We start from the raw sequence: 25,086 nt of genomic DNA on the forward strand, positions 1-25,086 counted from the left end.
GTCTACTGGTCGCTGTTCGGATTGAGCGGGTTGTCCAGCGGGGACGACGGGGAGTTGGACGGGCTGTTGCTGGGGGAGTTCGACGGGCTGTTGCTGGGAGAGTTCGACGGCTTGTTGCTCGGCGTACTCGACGGCGTGCTGCTCGGCGTGCTCGACGGCGTGCTGCTGGGCGTGCTCGACGGGGTGTTGCTGGGCGTGCTCGACGGCGTGTCCGAAGGCTGGACCGCCGCGCCCTGAGTGGTGTCCAGTTCGAACTTGGTGACGCTGCCCATCACCCCGAAGGTGTAGGCGGCCCAGATCCGGGCCGGGTAGCTGCCACCGTTGATACGGCCGCTCGGGCTTCCGGGGACATTGCCCGTGGCGCCCGTCATCGGGACCTGGGCGTGCGACTTGGGGTCCTCGCCGAACAGGCCGACGGAGGTCACCAGGTTCGGCGTGAAGCCGGTGAACCAGGCCGACTTGTTGTTGTCGGAGGTACCCGTCTTGCCGGCGACCTGCTGGCCGTCGCGCTGCTGGTTGCTCGCCACCGACGTCTTGGCCGTACCGTCGTCGACCACGCCCGTGAGCACCGAGGTCACCGTGTCGGCGGCCTCGGGGCTGATCACCTGGGCGCCGATCGGGTTCGGGAGGCTGATCTCCTGGTTCTTGCGCTCGGCAGACTTGATGATCGTCGGGGTGACCTTCTTGCCGTGGTTGTCGAGGGTGGCGTAGATGCCGGCCATCTCCATCGGGCTGGCGCCCATGGAGCCCAGCGTCTGCGCGGGGACCGCCTGCATGCCCTTGGTGTCCATGCCGAGCTTGCCGGCGACCGACATCACCTCTTGCATGCCCACGTCGACGCCCATCTGCGCGAAGACCGAGTTGACGGAGTCGTTCATGGCCTTCTGGACGGTGATCTTGCCGTAGTTCGCGTCGTCCTCGTTCGGCGGGGCGAAGCCGACCTTGGTGCCGTTGTCGACCACCTGGCGGCCGCTCGTGCCGTCGTAGATCGTGTTGGCGTCGATGGCCCGGCCGTCCTGGGTCTTCGCGCCCTCGTTGAGGGCGGCGGCCAGGATGACGGGCTTGAAGGTGGAGGCGGGCTGGTAGTCCTTGCGCGTCGCGTTGTTCGTGTAGTGCTTGAAGTAGTCGACACCGCCGTACAGGGCGACGACCTTGCCCGTCTTCGGGTCGACCGAGACGGCACCGGCCTGGACGACGCCGTCGACCTTCCGCTTCTTCGCGTCGAGCTTGCTGGTCAGCTGCTGCTTGACCGACCCCTCCAGCGCCTTCTGCTTCTTCTTGTCGATGTTCAGGGTGACGGTCCAGCCGCCCTGGGTGACCAGCGCCTCGGCGTCACTGAGGTTGGAGGCAGTGCCGTTGGCCACGAGCTGCCGCTCCAGCGCCGCGTTGGCCGCGTCCACCAGGTAGCCGGTCTGGCCTTCCATGCCGGGGGCCGCCTTGGGCGCCTTCGGCACCGGGAACTTCAGCGCCTGGCGCTTGCTCGCATCCAGCCAGTGCATCTCGACCATGTTGTTCAGGACGTAGTTCCAGCGCGCCTGCACGAGCTTCTTGCCCGTGTCGGTGGCGATCGCCCAGTCGTACTGGTTCGGCGCCTGCAGCAGGGCCGCGAGGTACGCGCCCTCCTGGACCGTCAGTTTCTGGGCGTCCTTGTGGTAGTACGCCTGCGCCGCGGCCTGGATGCCGTAGGCGCCCCGGCCGTAGTAGCTGGTGTTGATGTAGCCGGCGAGGATGTAGTCCTTGGTCTTCTGGCGGTCCAGCTTCAGCGAGATGACCAGTTCCTTCAGCTTGCGCGTGACGGTCTGGTTCTGGGTGAGGTAGTAGTTCTTGACGTACTGCTGGGTGATGGTCGAACCGCCCTGCGCGCCCTTGCCGGAGAGCGTGTTGAGCAGGCCTCGGGCCGTGCCCCTCAGGTCGACGCCGGAGTCCTTGTAGAAGGTCTTGTTCTCGGCGGCGACGAAGGTGTGCTGGACGTCCTTGGGGACCTGGGCGAGGTCGACGGTCTCCCGGTTGAGCTTGCCGCTGCGGGTGAGGATCGAGCCGTCGCTGTACTTGTACACGTTGCTCTGCAGCGTGGCGTCGGCGTTCGCGGCCGGTATGGGGGTCATGACGTACAGCGCGACGAAGGCGCCCATGCCGAGCAGGCACAGGGCGAAGATCGTGCCGACGATCTTCTTCCAGGTGAAGAGCCGGCGTATGAAGCTCCGGCCGTCCTTGCCCGTCCCGTTGCCCTTGGGCCTGCTCCGGCCCTTGGCCGCCTTGCGGGCCGCCGCGCGGCCGCCGATGACGGTGGGCTCCACCGTGTCCGTGCCGCCCGCCGGCGCCGCCGGTGCGGACGAGCGCGTAGGGGGCGCCGCGCGGCGGCCGCCGCGCTGTCGCGCTCGTCTCTCTTCCGCCCGTCCCATGAGTCCGATCCGCTCCGCTTCGTTCATGTGTGCTCACGAGTCACACAGGTTCGCCGCTCAGGTCAGCTCAGAAAGCTAACACCAGGAGATGCGGCAAAGGTCCGTCGATCCGGCCTTTTGCGGGCGTGACAATCAGCACCCGCTCCAAAGGAACCGACGGCCCAGGGCGGTTCAGGGTTGCCCGGAGAGGGTAAAGTGATATCACTTAGCTAGAACCGAGCTAGGTAAGAATTTGGCCAAACAGACCCTGAGAGACGTACGAGAACGGGGGACCACCCATGTCCGCACAGGACTCCACACCCACCGCCGACATACCGGAGATGCCCGCGCCGCGGGTCCGGGAGGTCACCGCGCACAGCATCGGCGGGGCGCTCGCGCTGCTGCTCGGGCTGGTCGGGCTGCTGATCGCCGCCGGACTGTTCGTGGCCGCCTCCGCCAACCCCGGCTTCGCCGTCGGCGGCGTCCTCGTCCTCATCGCCGCGCTCATCTCCCTGCGTGGCCTGAACACGGTGGCACCGGGCGAGGCCCGGGTGGTGCAGCTCTTCGGGCGCTACCGGGGGACGATCCGGCAGGACGGCCTGCGCTGGGTGAACCCGTTCACCTCCCGCACGAAGATTTCCACCCGCGTACGCAACCACGAGACCGCCGTGCTGAAGGTGAACGACGCCTACGGCAATCCGATCGAACTGGCGGCCGTGGTGGTCTGGAAGGTGCGCGACACCGCGCAGGCGACGTTCGAGGTCGACAACTACCTGGAGTTCGTCGCCACCCAGACCGAGGCGGCGGTACGGCACATCGCCATCGAGTACCCCTATGACGCGCACGACGAGGGCGGGCTGTCGCTGCGCGGCAACGCCGAGGAGATCACCGAGAAGCTCGCCCTCGAACTCCACGCGCGCGTGGAGGCGGCCGGTGTGCAGATCATCGAGTCCCGGTTCACCCATCTCGCGTACGCCCCCGAGATCGCCTCGGCGATGCTCCAGCGCCAGCAGGCGGGAGCCGTCGTGGCGGCCCGGCGGCAGATCGTGGACGGGGCGGTCGGGATGGTCGAGGCGGCGCTCGCCCGGATCTCCGAGCGCGACATCGTGGAACTGGACGAGGAGCGCAGGGCGGCGATGGTGTCCAACCTGATGGTGGTGCTGTGCGGGGACCGCGCGCCGCAGCCCGTCCTCAACGCCGGGACCCTCTACCAGTGACGGAACCCTCCGAGAGCGCCACACCCGGGCGCCGGCCGCAGCAGCGCAAGCAGGTGCTGCTGCGGCTGGACCCGGCCGTCTACGAGGCGCTCGCCCGCTGGGCCGGCGACGAGCTGCGCTCCGCCAACGCCCAGATCGAGTTCCTGCTGCGCAGGGCGCTGAAGGAGGCGGGCCGGCTGCCCGGGGAAGCGGGGCCCATCCCCAGAAGGGGCCGGCCGCCCGCCCCGCCCCAGTGACGGACTTGTGACAATCGGCCCTCACCTGCGTCGCCGCACACCCCGCCATGATCTACACACAGCGCGTATACATGATGCGTATACACGCCGTGTACAGTCCTTGGCATGTCCATCGGTCACACCCTTCTGGGGCTCCTTGAGTCCGGGCCGCGTCACGGTTACGACCTGAAGCGGACCTTCGACGAGAAGTTCGGTCACGACCGGCCGCTGCACTACGGCCAGGTCTACTCGACGATGTCCCGGCTGCTGAAGAACGGCCTCGTCGAGGTCGACGGTATCGAGGCGGGCGGCGGGCCCGAGCGCAAGCGGTACGCCATCACCGACGCCGGGGTCACCGACGTCGAGCGGTGGCTCGCGACGCCGGAGGCCCCCGAGCCGTACCTCCAGTCGACGCTCTACACCAAGGTCGTCCTCGCGCTGCTGACGCACCGCAACGCGGCCGACATCCTCGACACCCAGCGTGCCGAGCACCTGCGGATGATGCGCATCCTGACGGACCGCAAGAGGCGGGGCGACCTCGCCGACCAGCTCATCTGCGACCACGCCCTCTTCCATCTCGAGGCCGACCTGCGGTGGCTGGAGCTCACCGCGGCGCGTCTCGACCGGCTCGCCGAGGTGGTGGCCAGGTGACTCCCGCCGGTTCCCTGCTGATCGCCGACGACCTGCACAAGGCGTACGGTCCGACGGTCGCCCTCGACGGCGCCGAGTTCTCCATCCACCCGGGCGAGGTCGTCGCCGTGATGGGCCCCTCCGGGTCCGGCAAGTCGACGCTGCTGCACTGCCTCGCCGGGATCGTGCCGCCCGACTCGGGCTCGATCGTCTACAACGGGCGCGAGATGGCGACCATGAGCGACGCCGAGCGCAGCGCGCTGCGGCGCTCGGAGTTCGGGTTCGTCTTCCAGTTCGGGCAGTTGGTGCCGGAGCTGACCTGCGTCGAGAACGTCGCCCTGCCCCTCCGGCTGAACGGCACCTCCCGCAAGGAGGCCGAGCGGACCGCGCTGACCTGGATGGAGCGCCTCGAGGTCGACGACCTGCGCGGGAAGCGGCCCGGCGAGGTCTCCGGCGGTCAGGGGCAGCGGGTCGCCGTCGCCAGGGCGCTCGTCACGAGCCCGCGCGTGCTGTTCGCCGACGAGCCGACCGGCGCGCTCGACTCGCTCAACGGCGAGCGCGTGATGGACCTGCTGACGGATGCCGCCCGGTCCACCAACGCGGCCGTCGTCCTCGTCACGCACGAGGCGCGGGTGGCCGCCTACTCGGACCGCGAGATCGTCGTACGGGACGGCAAGTCCCGGGACATGGAGCGGGTCGTATGACACTGCGGGGGTGGGCCGGGGATCTGGCCATGGGGGTGCGGTTCGCCTTCGCGGGCGGCCGTGAGGGGTGGACGCGGGCCGTGCTGACGGCCGTCGGCGTCGGCCTCGGCGTGGCGTTGCTGCTGCTGACCACGGCGATACCGAGCGCGCTGTCCGCACGGAACCAACGCGGCACCGACCGGGACGACTTCACGTACAGCACGAAGGCGATGCCGAAGGCGGACGACACGCTCGTCATCGCCGGCACGGACACCACCTTCCGCGGCACGGACGTGCGGGGGCGGCTGGTGGAGCCCGAGGGGACGAAGGCGCCGCTGCCGCCCGGCGTCGGGACGTTCCCGGGCAAGGGCGAGATGGTCGTCTCGCCCGCGCTGAGGAAGCTGCTGGACTCCGGCTCCGGCCGGATGCTGCGGGACCGTATTCCGTACCGGGTGGTCGGCACCATCGGGCAGGCCGGACTGATCGGGCCCGCCGAACTCGCCTACTACGCGGGGGCGACGGGGCTGGAGAACCATCTGGCGAGCGGCTCGGTCGAGCGGATCGACTACTTCGGGCCCTCCAAGCAGCACACGCCCGACAAGCTGGACCCGATCCTGCTGCTCCTCGTCATGATCATCTTCGTGGTGCTGCTGCTGCCCGTCGGTGTCTTCATCGCGGCCGCCGTGCGCTTCGGCGGTGAGCGGCGGGACCGCCGGCTCGCGGCCCTCAGGCTGGTCGGGGCGGACGGGCGGATGGCACGCCGGATCGCGGGGGGCGAGGCGCTCGCGGGGGCGCTGCTCGGCCTCGTGCTGGGCACCGTCTTCTTCCTGGCCGGGCGGCAGTTGGCGGCGGTGCTGGTGGTGCGGGACATCAGTGTGTTCCCGAGCGATCTCAACCCCTCGCCCGCGCTGGTCGCGCTCGTCGTCGTCGCCGTACCGGCCGCGGCGGTCCTGGTCACGCTGTTCGCGCTGCGCGGGGTCGTCATCGAACCGCTCGGCGTGGTCCGTACGGCGAGGCCGCCGCGCCGCAGGCTGTGGTGGCGGCTGTTGCTGCCGCTGGCCGGTCTCGCGCTGCTGTACCCGATGATCGGGCAGGGCGACCGCAACGGGAACTTCAACGAGTGGATGGTGATCGGCGGCACCGTGCTGCTGCTGGTCGGCGTCACCGCGCTGCTCCCCTGGGTCGTGGAGGCCGTGGTGAGCCGGCTGGACGCGGGTTCCGTGTCCTGGCAACTGGCCATCCGCAGACTGCAGTTGAGCAGCGGCTCGGCCGCCCGCATGGTCAACGGCATCGCGGTCGCGGTGGCCGGGGCGATCGCGCTGCAGATGCTGTTCGCCGGCGTCGAGCACGACTACACCAAGGACACCACCAACGACCTCAGCCGGGCCCAGATGCAGGTCTACGTACGCGGCGACGTCCCGCTGGACGAAGCCGCCCGGCAATTCGCGGCGACCAAGGGAGTCCAGCGCGCCTCGGCCATCTCGCAGGGCTCGCTCGGCGACCGGGCCAAGGAGGCCGACACCTCGATGGAGGTGGCCGCGGGCACCTGCGCGGAGCTTCGGGAGGTGGCCCGGCTGTCGTCCTGCCGCGACGGTGACGTCTTCGTGGTCAAGGGCAGCAACTACGACGCCAAGGCCAGGGAGCTCACCACCGCGGGCCGCACCCTGTACTTCGACCCGGCCTACACCGGCTCGACGCACCACACGGTGGCCTGGAAGGTGTCCCCCGGCATCAAGGCGGCGGCCGAGCGCGAGGATCCGACCGGGTACGCGCGCGGCGGCCTGCTGTTCACCCCGGCCGCGCTGCCCGCGGGGGCGATGGCCGGCCTGGTCCAGCAGGTGTACGTCTCGCTGAAGCCGTCGGTGCCGGACGCCGACGACCACGTACGCAACACCGCCGCGCGGCTGGACCCGCTGGCGGACGTGAACACCATGGCGGCCAGCAGGACGTCGCTGCAGTTCCGTTCCATCCGCACCGGCCTGTTCGTCGGGGCGACCTGTGTCCTGATGCTGATCGGCGCGAGTCTGCTGGTCTCCCAGCTGGAGCAGTTGCGGGAGCGCAAGAAGCTGCTGTCGTCGCTGGTCGCCTTCGGCACCCGGCGCCGCACGCTGAGCCTGTCGGTGCTGTGGCAGACGGCGGTCCCGATCGGGCTGGGGCTGGCGCTGGCCTCGGTGGTCGGGCTGACCCTGGGCGCGGTGCTGCTGCGGATGACCGGCGAGACGGTGACCGTGGACTGGACGAGCGTGCTGTCGATGACGGCGATCGGCGCGGGGGTCGTGCTCGCGGTGACCGTGCTCAGTCTGCCGCCGCTGCTGCGGCTGATGCGGCCGGAGGGCCTGCGCACCGAGTAGGCGCCTGCCGACCGTGCCGGGCCCCTCCCCCTGCGACGGGGAGGGGCCCGGCCCGTTCACAGGCTGTAGCTCTGCACCACCCGTCGTACCTGCGCGAACAGCATCCCCACGTTGACGGACTTCCGGCAGACGACGACCGCGACGACGTCCTGCTGCTCATTCATCCGCACGAACAGGTGGGTCAGGTTCTCGCTGTTGACGAGGATCTCCTGGAAGAAGTGGTTCTCGCTCGGCGTCCCGCGCCGTTCCTTGAAGACGTCCTCGATCATCACGACGGTGCGCCCCTGGAAGAGGTCGAGGGTGGCTCCCGCGAGCAGGTCCAGGACCTCCGGCGGGTGGTTGTCGACCGTCTCGTACGACAGCAGCATGCCGGTCGACATGTCGACGACGCCCGAGGCCACACAGTCGGGCGCGTCCGTACGGAGAGATTTGACCAGGCCCATCACCTGGTCGGAGAAACCGGGGGTCATACGCTTCGTCGCCATCCCTTCAGACTCCTTCAGCCGTCTTGTTCATCAGGATCGAACCGATCCGGTCGAGCGCCGGCTGGGTCGCCCGGTGCAGCCTGTCGACGTCCAGGCCCTCGTCACCGAGGACGACCATCAGGGCCGTGTCGCCGACGGCGTAGAAGGCGGCACAGCCGTGGCTGCCGTAGGTCACGGTCCGGCGCAGGGTGCCCCTGGCGGTCGCCTGGGCGGTGCGCCGGGCGAGGCCGAGGCCGGCCGCGGCGAGCGCGGCGAGTCCCTCCGGGTCGATCGAGTCGGCGGTGTCGGCGGCGATGAGCAGCCCGTCGGACGCCGCGACCGCGGTATCGGTGATGCCGGTCACCTGCTCCCGCAGGCCGCGCATCTCGTGCGCCAGGGCTTCGTGATCCATGTAATCAACTCCCTTTCACAGCTGGGCGTTCGTTCATCCGGGGCTTCCGTTCCTGAGGCGGAAGAAGCCGCCCGGGCGGCGGCGGGGCAGGTCGACGGGCGAGGTCTGCTCGGGCGGGGGCGGGCTCGGCGGCGGCGGTGTGCGGTGCCGCAGGCCCTCGGGGGGTGTGCGGACCGGGATCGGGGTGGGCGCCGGCGCGCACTCCAGCAGCCCCTCGGCGAGCATGCGGGCCACCTCGACGGTGACGGTGTAGACCCCGCGCCCGGTGCGGAAGGCTAGGTCGCGGGAGGTACGGCGGCCGTCTGCATGGGTGAGCAGATCCCACCGCAGCTCACTGAACGGGCCGTCCAACTCCCCGACGGGCCGGGGCCGTTCACGGTCCGGGTGGACGGGGCGGGGCATCGCGGCGAGGGCCGCCAGCTTGCGGGAGGCGTCCTGCAGCAGCCGGGAGGGGGGCTCGCCGACGGCGACCGGGGCGGGCGGTTCGAGGCCGGGCTCGGCGTGCTCGCACTCCTCCACCCGGCCCGCGACGATCGCGAACACGGCGTCCCGCAGGGCCATCGTGCACACCACCCTGAGCTGGGCGGCCCCGGCGAACCCGTGCGCGATCAGCCCCGTGCCCGGCCAGCGCGCTCCCCCGGCCTCCCGCACCAGAGCGGCCCACTGCTCCCCGCTCACCCGTCCCGAGCGCAGCAGCAGCGCCTCGGCGCCGGGCGCCCCCGGCGACTCGACGGAGACGACGAGACCGCCGCGCAGATGGAACACCCCGCCCGGTGTCCCGGCCACCCGCAGCTCCCCCGTGAGCCCCTCCCGCCCGCATGCGGCCAGGGACCGCGCCAGCAGCTCGTAGCCCGACATCACGCCCCTCGCCCTGCCACTGGTCGCACATACGCCTGACGCGTAGCGCTGAGGGGGGAATGTGTATCAGCCCGCGCGCATATTCCGGCCGCAGATTTCCGACCTGTCCCCGGATGGCGGAAGTTGAGCCGGGGGCCCGCACAAATAGCTTTGTTCGGCGCGCATTTGATCGAACACCGGGGGCGTTCCGAACGCCGGTCCCGCCCCTCCGGAGGTGCCCCGAGCGACCTCTCCGACGTCGGCGGACAGGGTCACCGACACCCGGACGAGACGTGACGAGCGGCGGGCGCACGGGGGTTCTCCGTGCGGGACGGCGATGCGGGACCGGGAGGGCACGGAACCGGGAGGCCGCGAGGTCCCGGCACCCCGGGCGCGGGCCGAGCGACCTCACCGGTGCCAGCGGACAGAGTCACCGACACCCGGGCGAGACATGACAGAACGGCGGCGCACGGGGCTTTCCGTCCGGGGCGGCGAGACCGGGAAGCCGCGAGCTCGGGGCACCCCGGGCGCGGGCCGAGCGACCTCACCGGCGTCAGCGGACAGGGTCACCGACACCCGAACGAGGCGTGACGGAACGGCGGCGCACGGGGGGTTCTCCGTGCGGGACGGCGATGCGGGACCGGGAGGGCACGGAACCGGGAGGCCGCGAGGTCCCGGCACCCCGGGCGCGGGCCGAGCGACCTCTCCGGTGCCGGCATGCAGGTCCGTCGGCACTCGGGCGGGGCCCACGGAACAGCGGCGCACAGGGGTTTTCCGCGCAGGACGGCGAGGCAGCGGCACGGCGGGACCGGAAGGCCACGAGGCCGCGGGACGGCGAGGCCGCGAGGTCACGGCACCCCGGGCGCGGGCCCGTTCACTCCTCGCGGGCGGGCTCCGACGGGTCGTCCTCGGCCGCGGCCGGGGTCGCCCCCACGGACTGCCTCTCGGTCCGAACCGCCGCATCCTCGATCGCCGGCCCGGCATCGGCGGGTTCACCGGCGCCGGCGTCGGTGTCGGCGTCTGCTGCGGCGTGACGCTCGGCGTCGTACGCCCGTAGATAGCCCACCACCGTGTTCGTCACCGCCACCAGCGGCACCGCCACCACCGCGCCGCCGATGCCCGCCACCATGCCGCCCGCGGCGACCGTGAGGACCACCGCGAGGGGGTGGACGCGGACCGCGCGGCCGAGGATGAAGGGCTGCAGGATGTGGCCCTCGATCTGCTGGACCGCGAGGACCACGACCAGCGTCATCACCGCGGTGAACACGCCCTGCGTGACCAGCGCGACGACCACCGCGAGCGCGCCGGAGGCCACCGCGCCGACGAGCGGGATGAAGGAGAACAGGAAGATGAACACGGCCAGCGGCACGGCCATGGGGACGTCGAGGAAGTAGATGCCGATGCCGATGAAGATGGCGTCGATGAGGGCCACCAGGACCGTGCCGCGGACGTAGGCGGTCAGCGTCCGCCAGGCGCGCGGGCCGGCGCCGGCGACGGCGGGCCGGGCCGCCGCGGGCACCAGTTTCAGGGACCACTCCCAGATGCGCCGGCCGTCGTAGAGCAGGAAGAGGGTGGAGAAGAACGTCAGCAGGATGCCCGTCAGCGCCTCCACGACGACCTGCACGCCCTCAAGGCCGAAGGAGGTGATCTGGTCGGTGTTGGCGCCGACCGCCTCCCGCAGGTTCTTGGCGATCTGGTTGATCTGCTTGTCGGTGACGTGGAAGGGGCTCTTCAGCAGCCAGTTGCGCAGATCGTCGATGCCGTTCTGGATCTGGTCGGAGAGGTTGTCGATGTTCTCCATGACCTGCCAGGTCACGAACCAGCCCAGCAGCCCCAGGATGACGAAGCCGAAGATCGCGGTGAGCGCGGTGGCGGGCCCGCGCGGCACGCCGTGCCGCTTCAGGCGGGCCACCGTCGGCTGCAGCAGCGCCGTGATGAGCAGCGCGATGACGAAGGCGAAGACGACGAGCTGTACCGCGCTGATGACCCGCATCAGCACCCAGACGGTGCCCGCGAGCACCAGCAGCCGCCAGCCGGCCTCGGCGGCCACCCGTACTCCCCAGGGCACGGCCTGGGCGGGGTCGGGACGGGCGGGGGCGGGGTGGACCTCGATGACGTGGTCGACGTGGTCCACGTGGTCCATGTGCTCGACCTGCTCGGCCCGGTCGCCGGACCGCGCGGCCTGCTTCTCGGGGCGGGCGGCCCGGGCGGCCTTACGGGGCGGGGGGCCGACCTCGGCCTCCTCCCGCTCCACCTCGGCGCGGCGCTCGTCCAGCCGCTCGCTCACCTCGGTGAGACCGGCGCCGAGCCGGCCGAGCCACCCTGGCACTCGCGACATGATCCGTCCTCTTCCCCCGCCTACCCGGGTGCCGGCCACCACTCCCCCCTGGAGTCGTTCGCGTCCGACCGTACAGGGCGACAGCCCCTCCCCCTAGGACGGGGAGGGGCTGTCGAAGGTTGAGAGCGGGGTGCGGGACCCCGACGGCTCAGTACCAGTGGTTGGCGGCCCAGAAGGCCTGCGCCTCGCACGGGCTGCCGTACCGGCTGTTCATGTAGTTCAGGCCCCACTTTATCTGCGTGGCCGGGTTGGTCTGCCAGTCGGAGCCCGCGGAGGAGTACTTCGAGGCGGGCAGGGCCTGGAAGAGACCGTAGGCCCCGGAGGAGGCGTTGACCGCGTGGTAGTTCCAGCTGGACTCGTGGTCCACGATGTAGCTGAAGCACTGGAACTGGCCGGACGGCACCATCTGCCGGGCCATCGACTGGATCTCGGCGATGCTGTACGAGCTCTGGATCGGGAAGTCGGCGCTGCTGCGGCTCGCGGCGGACTTGGCCTCGGCGCGCTCCTTGGCCTCCTTCGCCGCCTTCTCGGCGGCGGCCTTCTTGGCCACGGCGGTGTCGGCGGCGGCCTTGCGGGCGGCCTCCTCGGCGTCCTTCTTGGCGCTCGCGTCCGCCTGGATGGCCTGGGCGTCGGCCTGCTGCGTCAGGGACGCGGTCTGCACCTGGGCCTGCTGACCCGCGGGTATGTCCGCGAGCAGCGTGGTGTCGGCTGCCGTCGCCTCGGCGTCGTTGTTCTGCGCGACGCTGCCCGAGGCAACACCCACGACACTTCCGACGGCGGTGACCGCGGTGGCCGAGGCCACTGCGAATCCCCGGACCGAAATCCGGCTCACACGGTTTCCTTCCAGCATCGCCCGCTTCGGTGACCCTGGCGGACGCAATCGTGCCCCTAGACGCTGGCCTCCCAACTGCGGGGTCACGGGAGGCACGGGCCCGGTGGGCAACTCCCGTGCGGGGAGCGCCGCGTGGTGCTCGGGCGGCATACGACGACCGGTATGGAGTTGACTGGTGGTGCTTCTGTGGCGCGATACCGCTGGGGGTACAGCTGTGTCGTATGCGGGGCCTGACAGGAGTGAGACTCTGCCGTACGCGGACGCCGGGTGGCAATTCCGAGTTGCGTGTGAAAGCTCACATCCTGTTTGGCCCTGGGGATTTCGCGAAACCGCCACACGTCAAAGCGCCGCCCCACTAGGCTCACAGCCTTTGCGGGACGGCGCCAACTGGTGCGCGAACGGTCAGATTTGACCGTCTTCCAGCATCTCTGTCACGAGAGCCGCGATCTGGGACCTCTCGGACCTCGTCAGGGTCACATGGGCGAAGAGCGGGTGTCCCTTCAGCTTCTCCACGACGGCGACGACACCGTCGTAGCGCCCTACGCGCAGATTGTCCCGCTGTGCCACGTCATGGGTGAGAACCACCCGTGAATTGGCGCCGATCCGGGACAGAACGGTCAGCAGGACGTTACGTTCCAGGGACTGCGCCTCGTCCACGATCACGAACGCGTCGTGCAGCGAGCGGCCGCGGATGTGGGTGAGCGGCAGGACCTCGAGCATCCCGCGCGCGGTGACCTCCTCGATGACCTCGCGGCTGGTGACCGCGGACAGCGTGTCGAAGACCGCCTGCGCCCAGGGGCTCATCTTCTCGGCCTCGGAGCCCGGCAGATAGCCCAGCTCCTGCCCGCCCACCGCGTACAGCGGACGGAAGACCATCACCTTCTGGTGCTGACGGCGCTCCAGGACCGCCTCGAGACCCGCGCACAGCGCGAGCGCCGACTTGCCGGTGCCGGCCCGGCCGCCCATCGAGACGATCCCGACGTCCGGGTCGAGCAGCAGGTCGAGCGCGATCCGCTGCTCGGCGCTGCGGCCCTTGATGCCGAACGCCTCCCGGTCGCCGCGCACCAGACGGACGTTGCCCTCCGCCGTGACCCGGCCGAGCGCCTTGCCGCGCTCGGAGTGGATGGTCAGACCGGTGTGCACGGGCAGGTCGGACACCTCGGGGACGTAGACGTGCCCCTCCTCGAAGAGGATGTCCACCTGCTCGGCGGGCAGGGTCAGCTCGGACATCCCGGTCCAGCCGGAGGAGTCCGTGATGGCGAGTTCCGCGCGGTACTCCTCGGCGAGGAGACCGACGGACGAGGCCTTGATCCTGAGCGGCAGGTCCTTCGACACGACGGTGACGTCGAACCCCTCGGCCTGCAGATTGCGGGCGACCGCGAGGATGCGGGAGTCGTTGTCCCCCAGGCGGTAGCCGGTCGGCAGAACGCTGGGGTCCGAGTGGTTGAGCTCGACACGGACGGTCCCGCCCAGCTCCCCGATCGGAATGGGGGCGTCGAGGCGGCCGTACTTCACCCGGAACTCGTCCAGCAGACGCAGGGCCTGCCGGGCGAAGTAGCCGAGCTCGGGATGGTGCCGCTTCGCCTCCAGCTCCGTGACCACGACGATGGGGAGCACGACCTCGTGCTCGTCGAAGCGGCTCAGGGCGTTCGGGTCGGCCAGCAGGACGCTGGTGTCGAGAACATAGGTGCGCCGGTCTGGCTTGTGGCGCTTTGTGCTGGTCACCACGGAAGGACGTACCCCCTCGGATGAGGTCGGGGAGCGACGGAGTGGAGCTGGACCGGTCGACGGCCGCGATGCACGGGCCGGTGACCGGCCCTCCGCCTTGTCTTCCGCGCTGGAACCGCACGGTCGGGCTGGTGCAAAGGGCCTCCCGGGCGGACGGCCCCGTGCCGCCCGCTGAGATCCGACACCCGTGGTTCGGGCATCGACCTGACTGGCTTATGCCCTCGAACATGCGTCACCATGCCGACACGTATGGCGGCGCTCCGGTGAACTCATTGTTACTTCCGCCCCAAAAGGGGTAGACGCCCGACCTGTGCGTCAGCCGCCGTAACGCCTGTGTCGCGCCGCGTAGTCACGCAGAGCGCGCAGGAAGTCGACCTTGCGGAAGGCCGGCCAGAAGACCTCGCAGAAGTAGTACTCCGAGTGCGCGGTCTGCCACAGCATGAAACCGGACAGCCGCTGCTCGCCGCTGGTGCGGATGACCAGGTCGGGATCGGGCTGGTCGCCGGTGTAGAGGTGGCGGCCGATCATGTCGACGTCGACGGCCTCGGCCAGGTCCTCCATCGCGGTGCCCTTGTCGTGGGCGTCCAGGAGCATGGAGCGCACCGCGTCGGCGATCTCCTGACGGCCGCCGTAGCCGATGGCGACGTTGACGAGTATCCCGTCGACGCCGGCGGTGGCCTCCTCGGCCTCCTTCAGGGTGGTCTGCATCCGGGACGGCAGCAGGTCGAGGGTGCCGACGTGGTGCACGCGCCAGCGGCCGTCGGCCGCGAGCGTCCGTACGACGTCCTCGATGATCCCGAGCAGCGGGCCGAGCTCCTCCTGCGGACGGTCGAAGTTGTCCGTCGACAGCAGCCAGAGGGTGACGACCTCGACGTCCGTCTCCGTGCACCAGCCGAGGAACTCCTCGATCTTCTCCGCGCCGGCGCGGTGACCGTGCACGGTCGTGGAGCCGGCCGCCTTCGCCCAACGGCGGTTGCCGTCCATGATGACGCCGATGTGCTTGGGCACCTGAGCGTGGTCCAGGTGGCCTTCCACCCGGCGTGCGTACAACCTGACCAACAGGCCGCGCAGCTTGTCGCGCAGGTTCACGTGATCGTCAGCCCCTCCGTACCGATGCGGTCCCCGCGGCCCGCAGCCTACCGGTGGTTGCAGCGGGCGCCTATTTCAGGGCTCGGGCGGGCTGTTGGCGCCGAAGGCGGGAGCCCCCTTGGGGAGTACCCCGGTGCGCCCCATGTGTGCCCCATGCGTGCACAAAAAACGGGCCGGTCCGTGGGGGGGAGACGGACCGGCCCGAGGGGGGGTTTCCACCATAACCCTTCGTAAGTGATGCTGCGTGCATCGGCATGCCATAACTACTCTCCGGAATCGAACGGCGACGCCCGGGTCGTCGTCGCAACGGGTTTCCACAGAGGGTTCATGGCCGGATCACAGCGGTTTCTCAGGGAAAACGACGGGCAGTGACGGAAAGCGGAACAGTGTGCGGCGTTTGGCTGATCGACGTCGGCATCGCCCGGGTGGGTGACCCGGGCCGCGAACGTCCGCTTGACGCCGAAGCGGACCGCGCCCCCGGGAAAACGGCACCGCGCAGCCCCCTCCACTGCGCGGTGCCGCCCGCGCAACTTTGCTTACGCGAATTACCTTGGTCTGAACTTACGTGACACGTGGGGCTGAATGCCACTCGCGGCCATAACGATGCGGAAACCGCGACCCAGGAGGGTCTCGGGTCCCGTGGCAGGTCTGGGACACGCCGGGGAGCCGTCGGGGACCGTCGGGGGTCCATCGGGGACCGTCGGGGACCGTCGGGGGCCCATCTGGGACAGAAACCGTCCTAGTCCGCCCGTACGGTCGCCCCATGACCCTGAGGATCAGCTGGAGCGAGGCGAGCGCACGGCGGCTGGAGCGGCAGTTCCTGGCCAACCCTGCTGAGCGGGGCACTCCGGTCGCCGACATCGTCGCCGCGATGCTCGGCGCGCACGCACAGGTGCTGTCGGCCGCCGAGCTGTCGGTGGGAGTACGGGCGACGGGAGTGACACGGGACGAGGTGCGCGGCGCGCTGTGGGAGGAGCGCGCGCTCGTGAAGACGTACGGCCCGCGCGGCACCGTCCATCTGCTGCCGGCCGCCGAACTCCCCCTGTGGAGTTCGGCGTTGCCCGCCGTGCGCTCGGCGGCGAGTCAACCCGCGCCCGACGTGCGGGTGAGCGAGGAACAGGCGGAGCGGATCCTCGCGGCGATCGCGGACGCGCTCGACGGGAGGTGTCTGACCCTGGACGAACTGGGCGAGGAGGTCGTCGCCCGCACCGGCTCCTGGGCCGGCGACCGGGTCATGCCCGCCTTCCAGGACCTCTGGCCGCGCTGGCGCCAGGTGATGCACCGGGCCGGCCAGTCCGGCGCACTGTGCTTCGCGCCGGACAGTGTCCGCGGCCGCGGCCGCAGGACGGCCTTCACCCGCCCGCCCCGCTTCACCCCGCTCCCGCCGCACGAGGCCCTGGGTGAGCTGGTACGACGCTACCTGCGCGCGTACGGCCCCGCGACCCCGCGGACCTTCGCGAAGTGGCTGGCGGCGAAGCCCAGTTGGGCCGCCGAACTGTTCGGCACGCTCGCCGGGGCGGGCGCGATCGAGGAAGTCGTCTTCGAGGGCGCCGGGGACTGGTGGATCGCGGCCGGCGACACGGAGTTCCCCGAGGAACGGGTGCGCGGCGTCCGGCTGCTGCCCTACTTCGACGCGTACGGCATCGCCGCGCAGCCCCGGGAGTCACTGTTCCCGGGCGACGCCTACCGGAGGGCGCTGGCGGGCGGGCAGGCCGGCAACTACCCCGTACTGCTGGTCGACGGAGTGGTGGCGGGCGTATGGCACCAGCGGCGCCGGGGCCGCCGTACGACGGTGACGGTGGAGCCGCTCGGGCGGCTGACGGGGCGGCAGGAGCGGGAGTTGGGGGAGCGGGTGGACCGGGTGGGTGAAGTGCTGGGGACGGCGGCGGAGTTGGTGTTGGGGAAGGTGGAGGTGGGGCCGCACGCGTAGGTGTCACTGACCTTTGTTTCAGCGGACGGGCTTGCGGGCCTCGATGAGGTGCCGGGTGCTGTGGGCGACGAAGGGGCCCTCGGACTCGATCCGCTCGTGCAGGGCGCGGAGTTGGGGCTCGTAGGCCTCGACGGTGAAGCCCGGGACCATCCAGATGACCTTGCGCAGGAAGTGGACGACGGCCGCGATGTCGTGGAACTCGATCCGCAGCCGCTCGGCACGCAGGTCGACGATCTCCAGGCCGACGGCCTCGGCACCGGCGCGTTCGCGGTCGGGATGACGGTCGCCGAGGGAGGCCTCCGGCTGGGGGCCGAGGAAGTACTCGACGAGTTCGAAGACACTGCGGGGCCCGACGTGCTGGGCGAAGTACGTTCCGCCCGGCTGCAGGACGCGGGCGATCTCCGTCCAGTGCGGGGTGACGGGGTGCCGGCTGCTGACGAGGTCGAAGGCGCCGTCCGCGAAGGGCAACGGCGCGTCCGCGTGGGCGGCGACGACCGCGGTGCCGCGGGGGCGGAGCAGCTCGGTGGCCTTGGCGACGTTGGGCGGCCAGCCCTCGGTGGCGACGGTGAGCACGGGGGTCCTCGGGGCCCGCCCGAGGGCGAAGTCCAGGACCTCCCCTCCCCCGGTCTGGACGTCGAGTACGGCGGAGGCCCGCGCGAGACGCTCCGCGAGCGAGACGGCGTACCCCCACGAGGGCCGCGCCTCGGTGGCCCGCCCCTCGAACCAGGAGAAGTCCCATCCGTCGGTGGGCACGGCTACGCCTTCGGCGACGAGTTCGTCGAAGGTACGAGGTTCACTGGTTCGGTGTTGAGGGGCCATGGGGTGATCCTGGCAAGGAAGTGCTGGTCGGCGCCGCTGGTTTTTCTGGGGCCCCGCGGTTTCTCACAGGTGCGGTCGCACGAGGATGTACGCCCTGTGCACTGTCGGCGCGTCGAGGAGCCCGTCGATGGCGAGACAACGGCGGACCGTACGTCCCGCGTCGCCTTCGACACCGCTCCCGACACCGCCACCGTTGTGCAGCACTTCCCACATCTGCATGAGCAGGGCGCCGAACACCGCGAGCGGTCCTTCGACCGGCCCCTCCCGCCGCGCCCACCGGTCGGCGATGAGCCCACCCACGCCCGGGACGCGCTCGATGCCGCGCCAGACCGGGTCGGGGGCGGCATACACCACATGGCGGACGTGACTGTGAATGAGCGCGCTGCTGCACAGGAGGCACGGTTCGAGGGTGGTGTAGAGCCGGTGTCCGTCGGTGTCACCGCGGGCCGGCAACTGGGCGAGGGCGTTGATCTCGGCGTGGGCGATGTTGGTGCCGGCGAGCTGTCCGGGCGGCGCGACGGACTCCTGACTCCGGTTGCGCCCGACGGCGACGACCTGCCCAGCACGGTCCACGACGACGGCACCGACAGGACGACTGCCGGCCTGAAGAGCTTCCCAGGCGAGCTCGAAGGGGAGCTGCCAGAGGGGGTCCAGGGTGTCGGGCGCGTTCGCGGTGTCCGGGACACGTGCTGTTGCCTCTGACGTCGCCTGGGTCTGCGGCGTTTGATGCGATGGGGGGACGTGCGGGTCGTGCGGCTGACTGGGCAGTGGCATGGGATGCCCCGGGGGGAGTGGGCGGGCCGGCGGGATTGGTGACGACACGGACAGAGGCGGCGGGCGCGTTGGGTTGTCAATCATGGCCGCTGGCCCGCCTGTTGGTGTACCAGATACCCGCTTGCACCGCGGCGCAGATCCCGACTCCGAGCCACAGCTGCCAATAGCCGCCCAGTGCGGCTCCGAGAAAGGACATGACGAAGTAGCGGCCACTGAAGATCCTCAGATCGGACTCCAGCGTGTCACTCTTCTTTCTGATCTCCGGTGCCCAGAACCGGACCAACACCCGGCGCCCCGGCGCCGTCTTGCGTCCCTTGATGTTCACGTAGGTGCTGGACCACTGGTCGCCGGTCCATCCAGCTCGCGCCGCGATGGGTATGACCTCTTCCGGAGCCATCGCTTGGCGGTCATGAACCTTGGCCAGCGCTCTGCCCGGAGCAGAGCGCTATCGGTGAGGCCTGAGGGACGCCGGGCGGCTTCACGTCACCAGCAGGGCTCCGAGACGGGCAAATGCGCATGAAAGTCGACCGTGTTGATGAAGTGCCACCGTCACTGTTTCGTAGCGCAACGAAGGCGGTGAACCGGGGTCCCGTGCGGCATGGGCCCCTGGACCCATGCGCGGACTGCTCCCTGCCCATAGGTTCAGTTCACGGGCGTTGGCGAACACGCCAATGAGGCTGGGAGGTTCCTGGAGATGGCGCGGCGGTGGCGGGACGGGCGGGGCGAGTTGGTCGTATGCGCTGCGGACGGCGAGGGGGCTGCTATCGTTCTGCCGTTGGAGATCGCCAGTTCGTATCGGGCTCGCACCAAAGGGTTGTTGGGGCGGGACTCCGTTGACGGTGTGCTCCTGCTGTCGCCGGCCAACAGCATCCACACCTTTCGTATGCGACTCCCGATCGACGTGGCCTACCTCGATCGGCGGCTCACCGTCATCGCCGTCCGCACCATGAAGCCGGGACGCCTGGGGTTGCCTCGGCTTCGGTCGCGGCATGTGTTGGAGGCGGAGGCGGGGGCCATGGTGGGCTGGGGGATCAGGGCAGGGGTGCAGGTGGATGTAACGGTCAACACCTGATCCCAGATCAGGTGTGTCGCCACGGAGCTTGTTCGACTCGCCGGTGCCACCACCGGCGATCTGGTTCCCGGCTCAGTCCGGGACCGGTGTGGTTGCGGAAGATGCGGTCGATGTCGGCGATTGCGGACCGCAGAGCGTCGGCGTGCACGCCGTCGATTTCCTGGACGAGTTGCGCAAGGCAGTCCCGGGCTTCCAGATCGCGCATGAACAGGTCCTCCCGATACGTCCCTGAAGGCTGCCACCCGCTCTCGAGTCGGCGGACGAGCCTCTCCCATACACGCAGGGCGTAGTGCACGCGCCCCTCCGCGCTCGACGTCGTGCCCCTCGGGTAGCCGGCCAGGAAGGCATCGGATACGGGGGTCGGTAGGGGTTCGTGGTCGAGGGCTTCGGGGAGGGGGTCCACCGTCGCCCGGGGGAGGTCGGGCACCGCCTGCTCGGCCATGTCGACCCGGTACGTCGTGTCCTCGTCCGAGTCGATCGTCTCCAGGCGACAGCGCACGGCCCGGCCGTCCGGGGTCCTGATCCAGTAGGCGCTGTCCAGGGTGAGATCCAGGGCGGGGTGGAGGATCGATGTCGTCGTCCAGAGCGCCAGCCGGGACGCCAGGTCCGCCTCTGTCAAGGCGGACGCCGTCGCACCGCTGACGCTGATGTCCAGCTCCAGCGCCAGGTCACCCGGTGGCGACAACAGACGGTACGTGCACAGGACGGGTGCGTCCCAGCGTCGTACCTCTTGGTCCCCGTCCGCGTCGGCCACGTCGACCGCCTCGGCTGGGACCGTCAGTGCGCTTGCCAGGGCTCGTCGGAGTGCCGTGGGGTCGAGGTGGGCGACGGTGAAGAGGTTCGCGAGCAGCAAGGTCGCCGTCCGGGCTTCAGTGGCTATGGGTGGTGTCGCCGTACTCCCGTTCCCAGCGGCGCATGTCCTCGGCGTTTCCGATCCTGATGCCGAAAGGCCAGGTCGGGTCGAAGAAAATCCAGTAGCGGGACTCGAGTTCGACGGCGAGGCACTTGATCACGCCCTCGTCGGGCTTCGACTGGGTGTCCGTGTAGGGGCGGACGGTGGTGCAGCGCAAGCGATCCCAGCTGTCACCGAAGAGTTGTTCGCCCTGGGAGGCGAGGGCGAGTTCGTCGCCTTCTGCCTCGATGGCGGCGAAGAGTTCGACACCGCCCAGTTCGACTGAGTCCACTTCTCGGACCTTCAACTGACCGTGCCCGCCGACCGATTCCAGACGCAGGGCTCCCTCGGCGAGCGCGACGAACACGACGAGCGGCTGCGGGGAGAAGCGTGGGATCCGCTCTTCGCGGTCGATGCGTCCCGGAACCAGCACATCCGTCACGTGCCGCTGCCGCAGGATCTGTTCGACCCTGTTCCAGGGAGTCGCTCCCGCAGGGGACATTGTCACTCCTGTCACTCGGTCATTGGGCCTTCAGGGTGATCTCGATCGAGGTGTCCAGGCCCTCGCCCGACTTCAGGGCGGTCCAGAAGTCGCCGTTCTCGTGCAGCACGATGGTCACACCCTTGCCACGGTAGATGAGTCCCGCCGCCTCGCCCTTCTTCAGCGTGCCCTCGCCCACGAGTTTGAAGGTGCCGTTCTTGATGTTGGCCTCGATGTCCCTCAGGAACTGCGGGCCGTCCTCTTTGAGCTTCTTGTACTTCGTGCCGAGCGCGTCCTCCACCAGTTTCTTGTGGCGCAGGAAATGGTCCTTGAACCTCTTCGGATCCCCTTGGCCGACCGTCGGTTTCCGGGCCGCCTCGGACTCCTCCTTGGTCATGCGGCCGGCGGCGTGATCGGCTTCGGCGGCCTTCTTGCGCGCCTCCTCGGCCACCTTCCTGGCCTCCTCGTCGCAGCCGTCCTCCGCGAGTACGACGTAGCCGGGGTCGCCCGACGCGAGGACCGTGGTTCCGGTGCCGGCGGAACCGGTTACGTTGCCGCTGCTGTCCGGGGCCGTGCCGTCGTACGGGATCCGGGGGCGCGGCGATGCGATCGTGCAGCCGGCCTGTCTGGCCTTCCTCTCGGCTTCCTCGGCCGCCTCGTCGGCCTTCTTGGCCGCCTTTTCGGCCGCCGCGGCATCACCCGCCTTGGCTGCTCGCTTCGCGTCCTCCGCGGCCTCGGCCGCTTCCTCCGCGAGCCTGCCGAGTTTGCCGAGCTTGCCGAGGTCACCGACCTTTTCGACGAGCTTGGCGCCGTCGTAGCCGGGGATGAAGAGGGAGCCGATGTTCCACAGGACGTGGCTGACGGCGCGGGTCTTGTGGCCGTTCTTCCAGTCGTTGGCCGTGTCGTCGCCGATGAAGATGTCGTAGAGGACGGTTCCGCCGGTTTTCAGCGAGGCGCCGCCCCAGCCCAGGATGGCGCCCAGGTGATCACCCTTGGACCACTTGTCGCGGGCGTCCTGGGTGTTGTTCATCCAGTCGTGGCCGAGTTGTCCGCCGTAGTCGCCGATGCCCTTCAGGGTGTCGACGGGGTGGCGGACGATGTCGTAGATGCCGGTGACGTCGCCCCAGACGCCATCCACGAAGATGCCTTGGCCGACCTGTTTGATCTGGTCGCCCGCGCAGCCGAAGAAGGCGCCGACGCCGGAGAAGCAGCCGGGGTCGTGCGACGCGCCGGTGCCTGGGTCCTTGTGGTGGTCCGTGTCGGTGGTGGTTCCTGCGGTGTGGTGTTCGGTGTTGGCTCCGGTACCGTCGCCTGACCTTGCGTCCATGCCGCCGCCCGCGGGCGCGGGCGGGCAGGCCATGCCGGTGACCTTGCAGACCTGGGCCTCGATGCCGCCGTAGATCTGCGGGCCCAGGCTGCTGACCAGCAGCGCCGTGATGATGGCGGCGACGATGGCGACCAGGCCGGCGTACTCGACGGCCGTCTGGCCGTCGTCGCGGCGCCAGCGGATCATGCGGGCGAGGGAGAAGGGGCGGTGCCCGGCGCGGTCGGGGGCGGGGGTGGCGTACCACTGCCTGCTCTCCGGCTGGAGAAGGAAGCAGAGGATGAGGGTGGGGAGGAAGAGCTGGAGTCCGGCGCGGCCGGAACCGGCGGCGAGGTTGGCCAGGCTGGCGAGGATCAGCCATGCCTGTACGGCGACGAGCCCGCGCCGCGTCCAGGGGCCGCCGTGCCGGCTGTGCCGGGCGAGCCACCAGCCGAGGGTGCCGGGGGCGGCGGCGTAGGCGACGCGGGCGACGACTCCCGCGTCGAGGGTGTCGTACGAGGCGGCGGTGAGCAGGATGCCGAGGGCGCCGAGGACGGTGAAGGCGAGGAGGACGTGGAGGAGGATGAAGGCCACCGACAGCGGGCGCGGTGGCTCCCCGCGGTCTGCGGGCTCGCGCCCGTCCCCCGGCCACTCCGCCACTCCCCCGACCGACGTCATTCCCGTCCCCTCGTCAACCACCCGCTGGAACACGCGGGTTCATGTGAGGCCAGGCAGCAGGCCACGGCCTCAATGCGGTCTACGACAGGGACCGACGGTAGGGGGGAGGCGGTCGGGCAGCATGGGCCCGTAGACCCAAATCAACGCCCAAGGGGAAAGGGCATCCGGTCTGGGTCTCGACCTGGCGATGGTGCTGCGAGGTCAGCCGGTCCATCCAGGCCCTCACTTCCTGTTCCAGCTCGATCATGTTCGGCTCGGACACAACCGAACGTAGGGGGCTCCGAGAGGCGAGAGCCCCTTCACCGGGCGGCTTCACTCATACGTGCGTCCGGTGCCCGAATAGGCTCCGGCTCCCTTCCTCGGCAGTACCGCCCACATGCGCGTGCCGCCGCCCGGTTCGCGGGCGTCGCCGAAGCCCCAGTCGCCTTCGCAGGAGCGGACCACGCAGGACAGCAGCCGCAGGGTGGAGCGGCGGCGGGCGTCGCAGGCGACGGCGAGGCGGGGGTGGGTGTGGCGGGGGTGACTGTCGTAGAGGATCACGCGGAGGGCGGCGTCGCGGTAGCGGAGTGAGACGTAGACCTCGGCTGCGGGGGTGAACCGGCAGGCACAGGCGGCGAGTTCGCTCACGACCTGGACAGCCGCGTCCGTGACGTCGAGCAGGTCGTGGGCGCGCAGGATGCTCCGCGTGGCCGCCCTCGCGATCGCCGGGCTCTGCGGGGCGGCGGGCAGGGTGAGGCTGTAGGTGAGGTTTTCGGGTGTGGGCGGGGGCGGCGGGAGTTCGAGGGCGGGAGTGGGGAGGCACGTCGTCATGGGTGTGGGCACAGCTGAACTCCCTTGGTCAGAGGGTGGATTGAAACTCCGGTGCGCCGCACGGTGGCTTGTCTCCCTGACGCGGCCCACCCCTCCCAGGGGAGGAGACTGCGGGCAGGCTCGCGCGATGCGCTTCCGGTTGGGCAGCGGGCGGTCGTAATCGACCTGTCACTGACTGTAGAAGAATCAGTGGCACATGTGCCACTCAATCACGAACATTGCCTCCATCGAGTTGGATCGGTGAAGGTCCCAGGGCAGACTGAGCCCGACCAAGAGGGGAAGAAGGCTGCTGATGCCAACACGGCCCACGCCGACCGAGCGCCAAAAGCGTCTGGGCGCCGAGTTGCGGAAGATGCGGCTCGCGGCAGGCAAGACCACGGAGTACGCCGCCGGATTGCTCGGGCTGGACCGTACGAAAGTGTCCAACATGGAGTCGGGCATCCGCACCGTCTCCCCCGAGCGCATCCGGATACTGGCCAGCAACTACGACTGCCCGGACGAGGCGTACGTCGAGGGACTGGTCGCCATGGCCGACACTCGCGTGCGGGGCTGGTGGGACCAGTACCGAGGGCACCTTCCGCAAGGGTTGCTGGACGTAGCCGAGTTGGAGTGGTTCGCCACGCGGCTGCGGACTCTGCAAACGGTCCATGTCCCCGGCCTGCTGCAGCTGAGCGGGTACGCACGCGCAATCTTCGACTCGGCTCTACCGCCGTTGTCCAAGTCAGAGGTGGAGCTGCGGGTGGCCCAGCGGGTGCAGCGGCAGCAGGTACTGGAACGCGATAATCCCGTCGAGTACATCGCTTACGTCCATGAGTGGGCGCTTCGGATGCAGTTCGGCGGCCGTCGGACGACTCGAGAGCAACTGCAGCACCTGTGTGAGATGTCGGAGCACGACAACGTCGAAGTCCGGGTTCTCCCGGTCGAGGTGGGCGCCTTTCCCGGTGCCGGACACGCGGTGCTCTACGCGAGCGGCGTCGTCTCCCAACTCGACACAGTGCAGCTGGATTCGGCCCATGGGGGCGAGTTCACCCACGCCGAAGCACAGCTTTCCAAGTACAGGGCCCACATGGACTGGTGGCAGGCCAAGTGCCTGGACCCGAAGACATCACGCGACTTCATCCACAGCATCATCCGCCAACTCTGAGGATCG

General features: G+C 69.9%; 23 protein-coding genes. 8 read left to right on the top strand and 15 right to left on the bottom strand.

Features of this window, described 5'->3' with window-relative positions; all coding sequences use genetic code 11:
- Positions 1-2: 2 nt before the first annotated feature.
- Positions 3-2,402, bottom strand: coding sequence for a transglycosylase domain-containing protein (locus tag MKW14_RS13880; RefSeq protein ID WP_240862864.1), 2,400 nt, complete (start codon positions 2,400-2,402; stop codon positions 3-5).
- A gap of 278 nt (positions 2,403-2,680) precedes the next feature.
- Between MKW14_RS13880 and MKW14_RS13885 the strand changes: the two genes are divergently transcribed.
- The 5 genes from MKW14_RS13885 (at position 2,681) to MKW14_RS13905 (ending at position 7,477) form a co-directional block, all read left to right on the top strand.
- A complete protein-coding gene (locus tag MKW14_RS13885; protein WP_240862668.1) occupies positions 2,681-3,598 on the top strand; it encodes an SPFH domain-containing protein in 918 nt (305 codons plus the stop codon).
- Positions 3,595-3,834 carry a type II toxin-antitoxin system antitoxin gene (locus MKW14_RS13890; protein WP_240862669.1) on the top strand — a complete coding sequence of 80 codons (240 nt, stop codon included), beginning with the start codon at positions 3,595-3,597 and terminating at the stop codon, positions 3,832-3,834. Before MKW14_RS13885 ends, MKW14_RS13890 begins: the two co-directional genes overlap by 4 nt.
- Positions 3,835-3,939: 105 nt before the next feature.
- Positions 3,940-4,464 carry a PadR family transcriptional regulator gene (locus tag MKW14_RS13895; RefSeq protein ID WP_240862672.1) on the top strand — a complete coding sequence of 175 codons (525 nt, stop codon included), beginning with the start codon at positions 3,940-3,942 and terminating at the stop codon, positions 4,462-4,464.
- Positions 4,461-5,147 carry an ABC transporter ATP-binding protein gene (locus MKW14_RS13900; protein ID WP_240862674.1) on the top strand — a complete coding sequence of 229 codons (687 nt, stop codon included), beginning with the start codon at positions 4,461-4,463 and terminating at the stop codon, positions 5,145-5,147. Before MKW14_RS13895 ends, MKW14_RS13900 begins: the two co-directional genes overlap by 4 nt.
- Entirely contained in the window at positions 5,144-7,477 is a 2,334-nt protein-coding gene (locus MKW14_RS13905; RefSeq protein WP_240862676.1) for an FtsX-like permease family protein, read from the top strand. Before MKW14_RS13900 ends, MKW14_RS13905 begins: the two co-directional genes overlap by 4 nt.
- A 56-nt stretch (positions 7,478-7,533) precedes the next feature.
- Here the strand turns inward: MKW14_RS13905 and MKW14_RS13910 are convergent, their stop codons facing one another.
- From MKW14_RS13910 to MKW14_RS13940, 7 genes are all read right to left on the bottom strand, one after another.
- Complete coding sequence (locus MKW14_RS13910; protein ID WP_240862678.1) at positions 7,534-7,962, bottom strand: hypothetical protein; 429 nt, start codon at positions 7,960-7,962, stop codon at positions 7,534-7,536.
- A gap of 4 nt (positions 7,963-7,966) precedes the next feature.
- The gene (locus MKW14_RS13915) at positions 7,967-8,353 is read right to left on the bottom strand and encodes a roadblock/LC7 domain-containing protein (RefSeq protein ID WP_207929805.1); all 387 of its coding nucleotides are present in this window, start codon (positions 8,351-8,353) and stop codon (positions 7,967-7,969) included.
- A gap of 33 nt (positions 8,354-8,386) precedes the next feature.
- A complete protein-coding gene (locus MKW14_RS13920) occupies positions 8,387-9,211 on the bottom strand; it encodes a MarR family transcriptional regulator (protein WP_240862680.1) in 825 nt (274 codons plus the stop codon).
- An 853-nt stretch (positions 9,212-10,064) separates the two neighbouring features.
- Positions 10,065-11,528: an AI-2E family transporter gene (locus tag MKW14_RS13925; RefSeq protein WP_240862682.1), complete on the bottom strand. Its 1,464-nt coding sequence runs from the start codon at positions 11,526-11,528 to the stop codon at positions 10,065-10,067.
- Between the two features lie 148 nt (positions 11,529-11,676).
- On the bottom strand, positions 11,677-12,360 hold the full coding sequence (locus MKW14_RS13930) for an aggregation-promoting factor C-terminal-like domain-containing protein (protein ID WP_240862684.1): 684 nt from the start codon (positions 12,358-12,360) through the stop codon (positions 11,677-11,679).
- A 402-nt stretch (positions 12,361-12,762) separates the two neighbouring features.
- On the bottom strand, positions 12,763-14,088 hold the full coding sequence (gene phoH2 / locus MKW14_RS13935; RefSeq protein WP_240862686.1) for an RNA 5'-3' helicase PhoH2: 1,326 nt from the start codon (positions 14,086-14,088) through the stop codon (positions 12,763-12,765).
- 315 nt (positions 14,089-14,403) lie between these two features.
- Positions 14,404-15,177 carry an isoprenyl transferase gene (locus MKW14_RS13940; protein ID WP_240862687.1) on the bottom strand — a complete coding sequence of 258 codons (774 nt, stop codon included), beginning with the start codon at positions 15,175-15,177 and terminating at the stop codon, positions 14,404-14,406.
- A 763-nt stretch (positions 15,178-15,940) separates the two neighbouring features.
- Here MKW14_RS13940 and MKW14_RS13945 point away from each other — a divergent pair.
- Positions 15,941-17,107, top strand: a complete 1,167-nt coding sequence (locus tag MKW14_RS13945; RefSeq protein WP_240862689.1) for a winged helix DNA-binding domain-containing protein — start codon at positions 15,941-15,943, stop codon at positions 17,105-17,107.
- An 18-nt stretch (positions 17,108-17,125) separates the two neighbouring features.
- Here the strand turns inward: MKW14_RS13945 and MKW14_RS13950 are convergent, their stop codons facing one another.
- The 3 genes from MKW14_RS13950 to MKW14_RS13960 form a co-directional block, all read right to left on the bottom strand.
- Entirely contained in the window at positions 17,126-17,926 is an 801-nt protein-coding gene (locus MKW14_RS13950) for a class I SAM-dependent methyltransferase (RefSeq protein ID WP_240862691.1), read from the bottom strand.
- 63 nt (positions 17,927-17,989) lie between these two features.
- Positions 17,990-18,784 carry a nucleoside deaminase gene (locus MKW14_RS13955; RefSeq protein WP_308314600.1) on the bottom strand — a complete coding sequence of 265 codons (795 nt, stop codon included), beginning with the start codon at positions 18,782-18,784 and terminating at the stop codon, positions 17,990-17,992.
- The gene (locus MKW14_RS13960; RefSeq protein WP_240862695.1) at positions 18,777-19,097 is read right to left on the bottom strand and encodes a hypothetical protein; all 321 of its coding nucleotides are present in this window, start codon (positions 19,095-19,097) and stop codon (positions 18,777-18,779) included. The genes MKW14_RS13955 and MKW14_RS13960 overlap by 8 nt, the downstream gene beginning before the upstream one ends.
- Before the next feature lie 297 nt (positions 19,098-19,394).
- Here MKW14_RS13960 and MKW14_RS13965 point away from each other — a divergent pair, with 297 nt between their 5' ends.
- Positions 19,395-19,772, top strand: coding sequence for a DUF192 domain-containing protein (locus MKW14_RS13965; RefSeq protein ID WP_240862697.1), 378 nt, complete (start codon positions 19,395-19,397; stop codon positions 19,770-19,772).
- 7 nt (positions 19,773-19,779) lie between these two features.
- On the opposite strand, the gene MKW14_RS13970 is transcribed toward MKW14_RS13965, so the two are convergent.
- From MKW14_RS13970 to MKW14_RS13985, 4 genes are all read right to left on the bottom strand, one after another.
- Positions 19,780-20,625, bottom strand: coding sequence for a hypothetical protein (locus MKW14_RS13970; protein ID WP_240862699.1), 846 nt, complete (start codon positions 20,623-20,625; stop codon positions 19,780-19,782).
- Between the two features lie 16 nt (positions 20,626-20,641).
- The gene (locus tag MKW14_RS13975) at positions 20,642-21,166 is read right to left on the bottom strand and encodes a hypothetical protein (RefSeq protein WP_240862701.1); all 525 of its coding nucleotides are present in this window, start codon (positions 21,164-21,166) and stop codon (positions 20,642-20,644) included.
- Between the two features lie 19 nt (positions 21,167-21,185).
- The gene (locus MKW14_RS40890) at positions 21,186-23,126 is read right to left on the bottom strand and encodes a Flp family type IVb pilin (RefSeq protein WP_276620430.1); all 1,941 of its coding nucleotides are present in this window, start codon (positions 23,124-23,126) and stop codon (positions 21,186-21,188) included.
- Between the two features lie 312 nt (positions 23,127-23,438).
- Entirely contained in the window at positions 23,439-23,936 is a 498-nt protein-coding gene (locus tag MKW14_RS13985) for an ATP-binding protein (protein ID WP_240862865.1), read from the bottom strand.
- A 292-nt stretch (positions 23,937-24,228) separates the two neighbouring features.
- Here MKW14_RS13985 and MKW14_RS13990 point away from each other — a divergent pair, with 292 nt between their 5' ends.
- Positions 24,229-25,080 (top strand): helix-turn-helix domain-containing protein, encoded by an 852-nt coding sequence (locus MKW14_RS13990; RefSeq protein ID WP_240862703.1) that lies wholly within the window; start codon positions 24,229-24,231, stop codon positions 25,078-25,080.
- The last annotated feature ends 6 nt before the right edge of the window (positions 25,081-25,086 follow it).

Source organism: Streptomyces gilvus (assembly GCF_022513565.1).
GTDB lineage: Bacteria > Actinomycetota > Actinomycetes > Streptomycetales > Streptomycetaceae > Streptomyces > Streptomyces gilvus.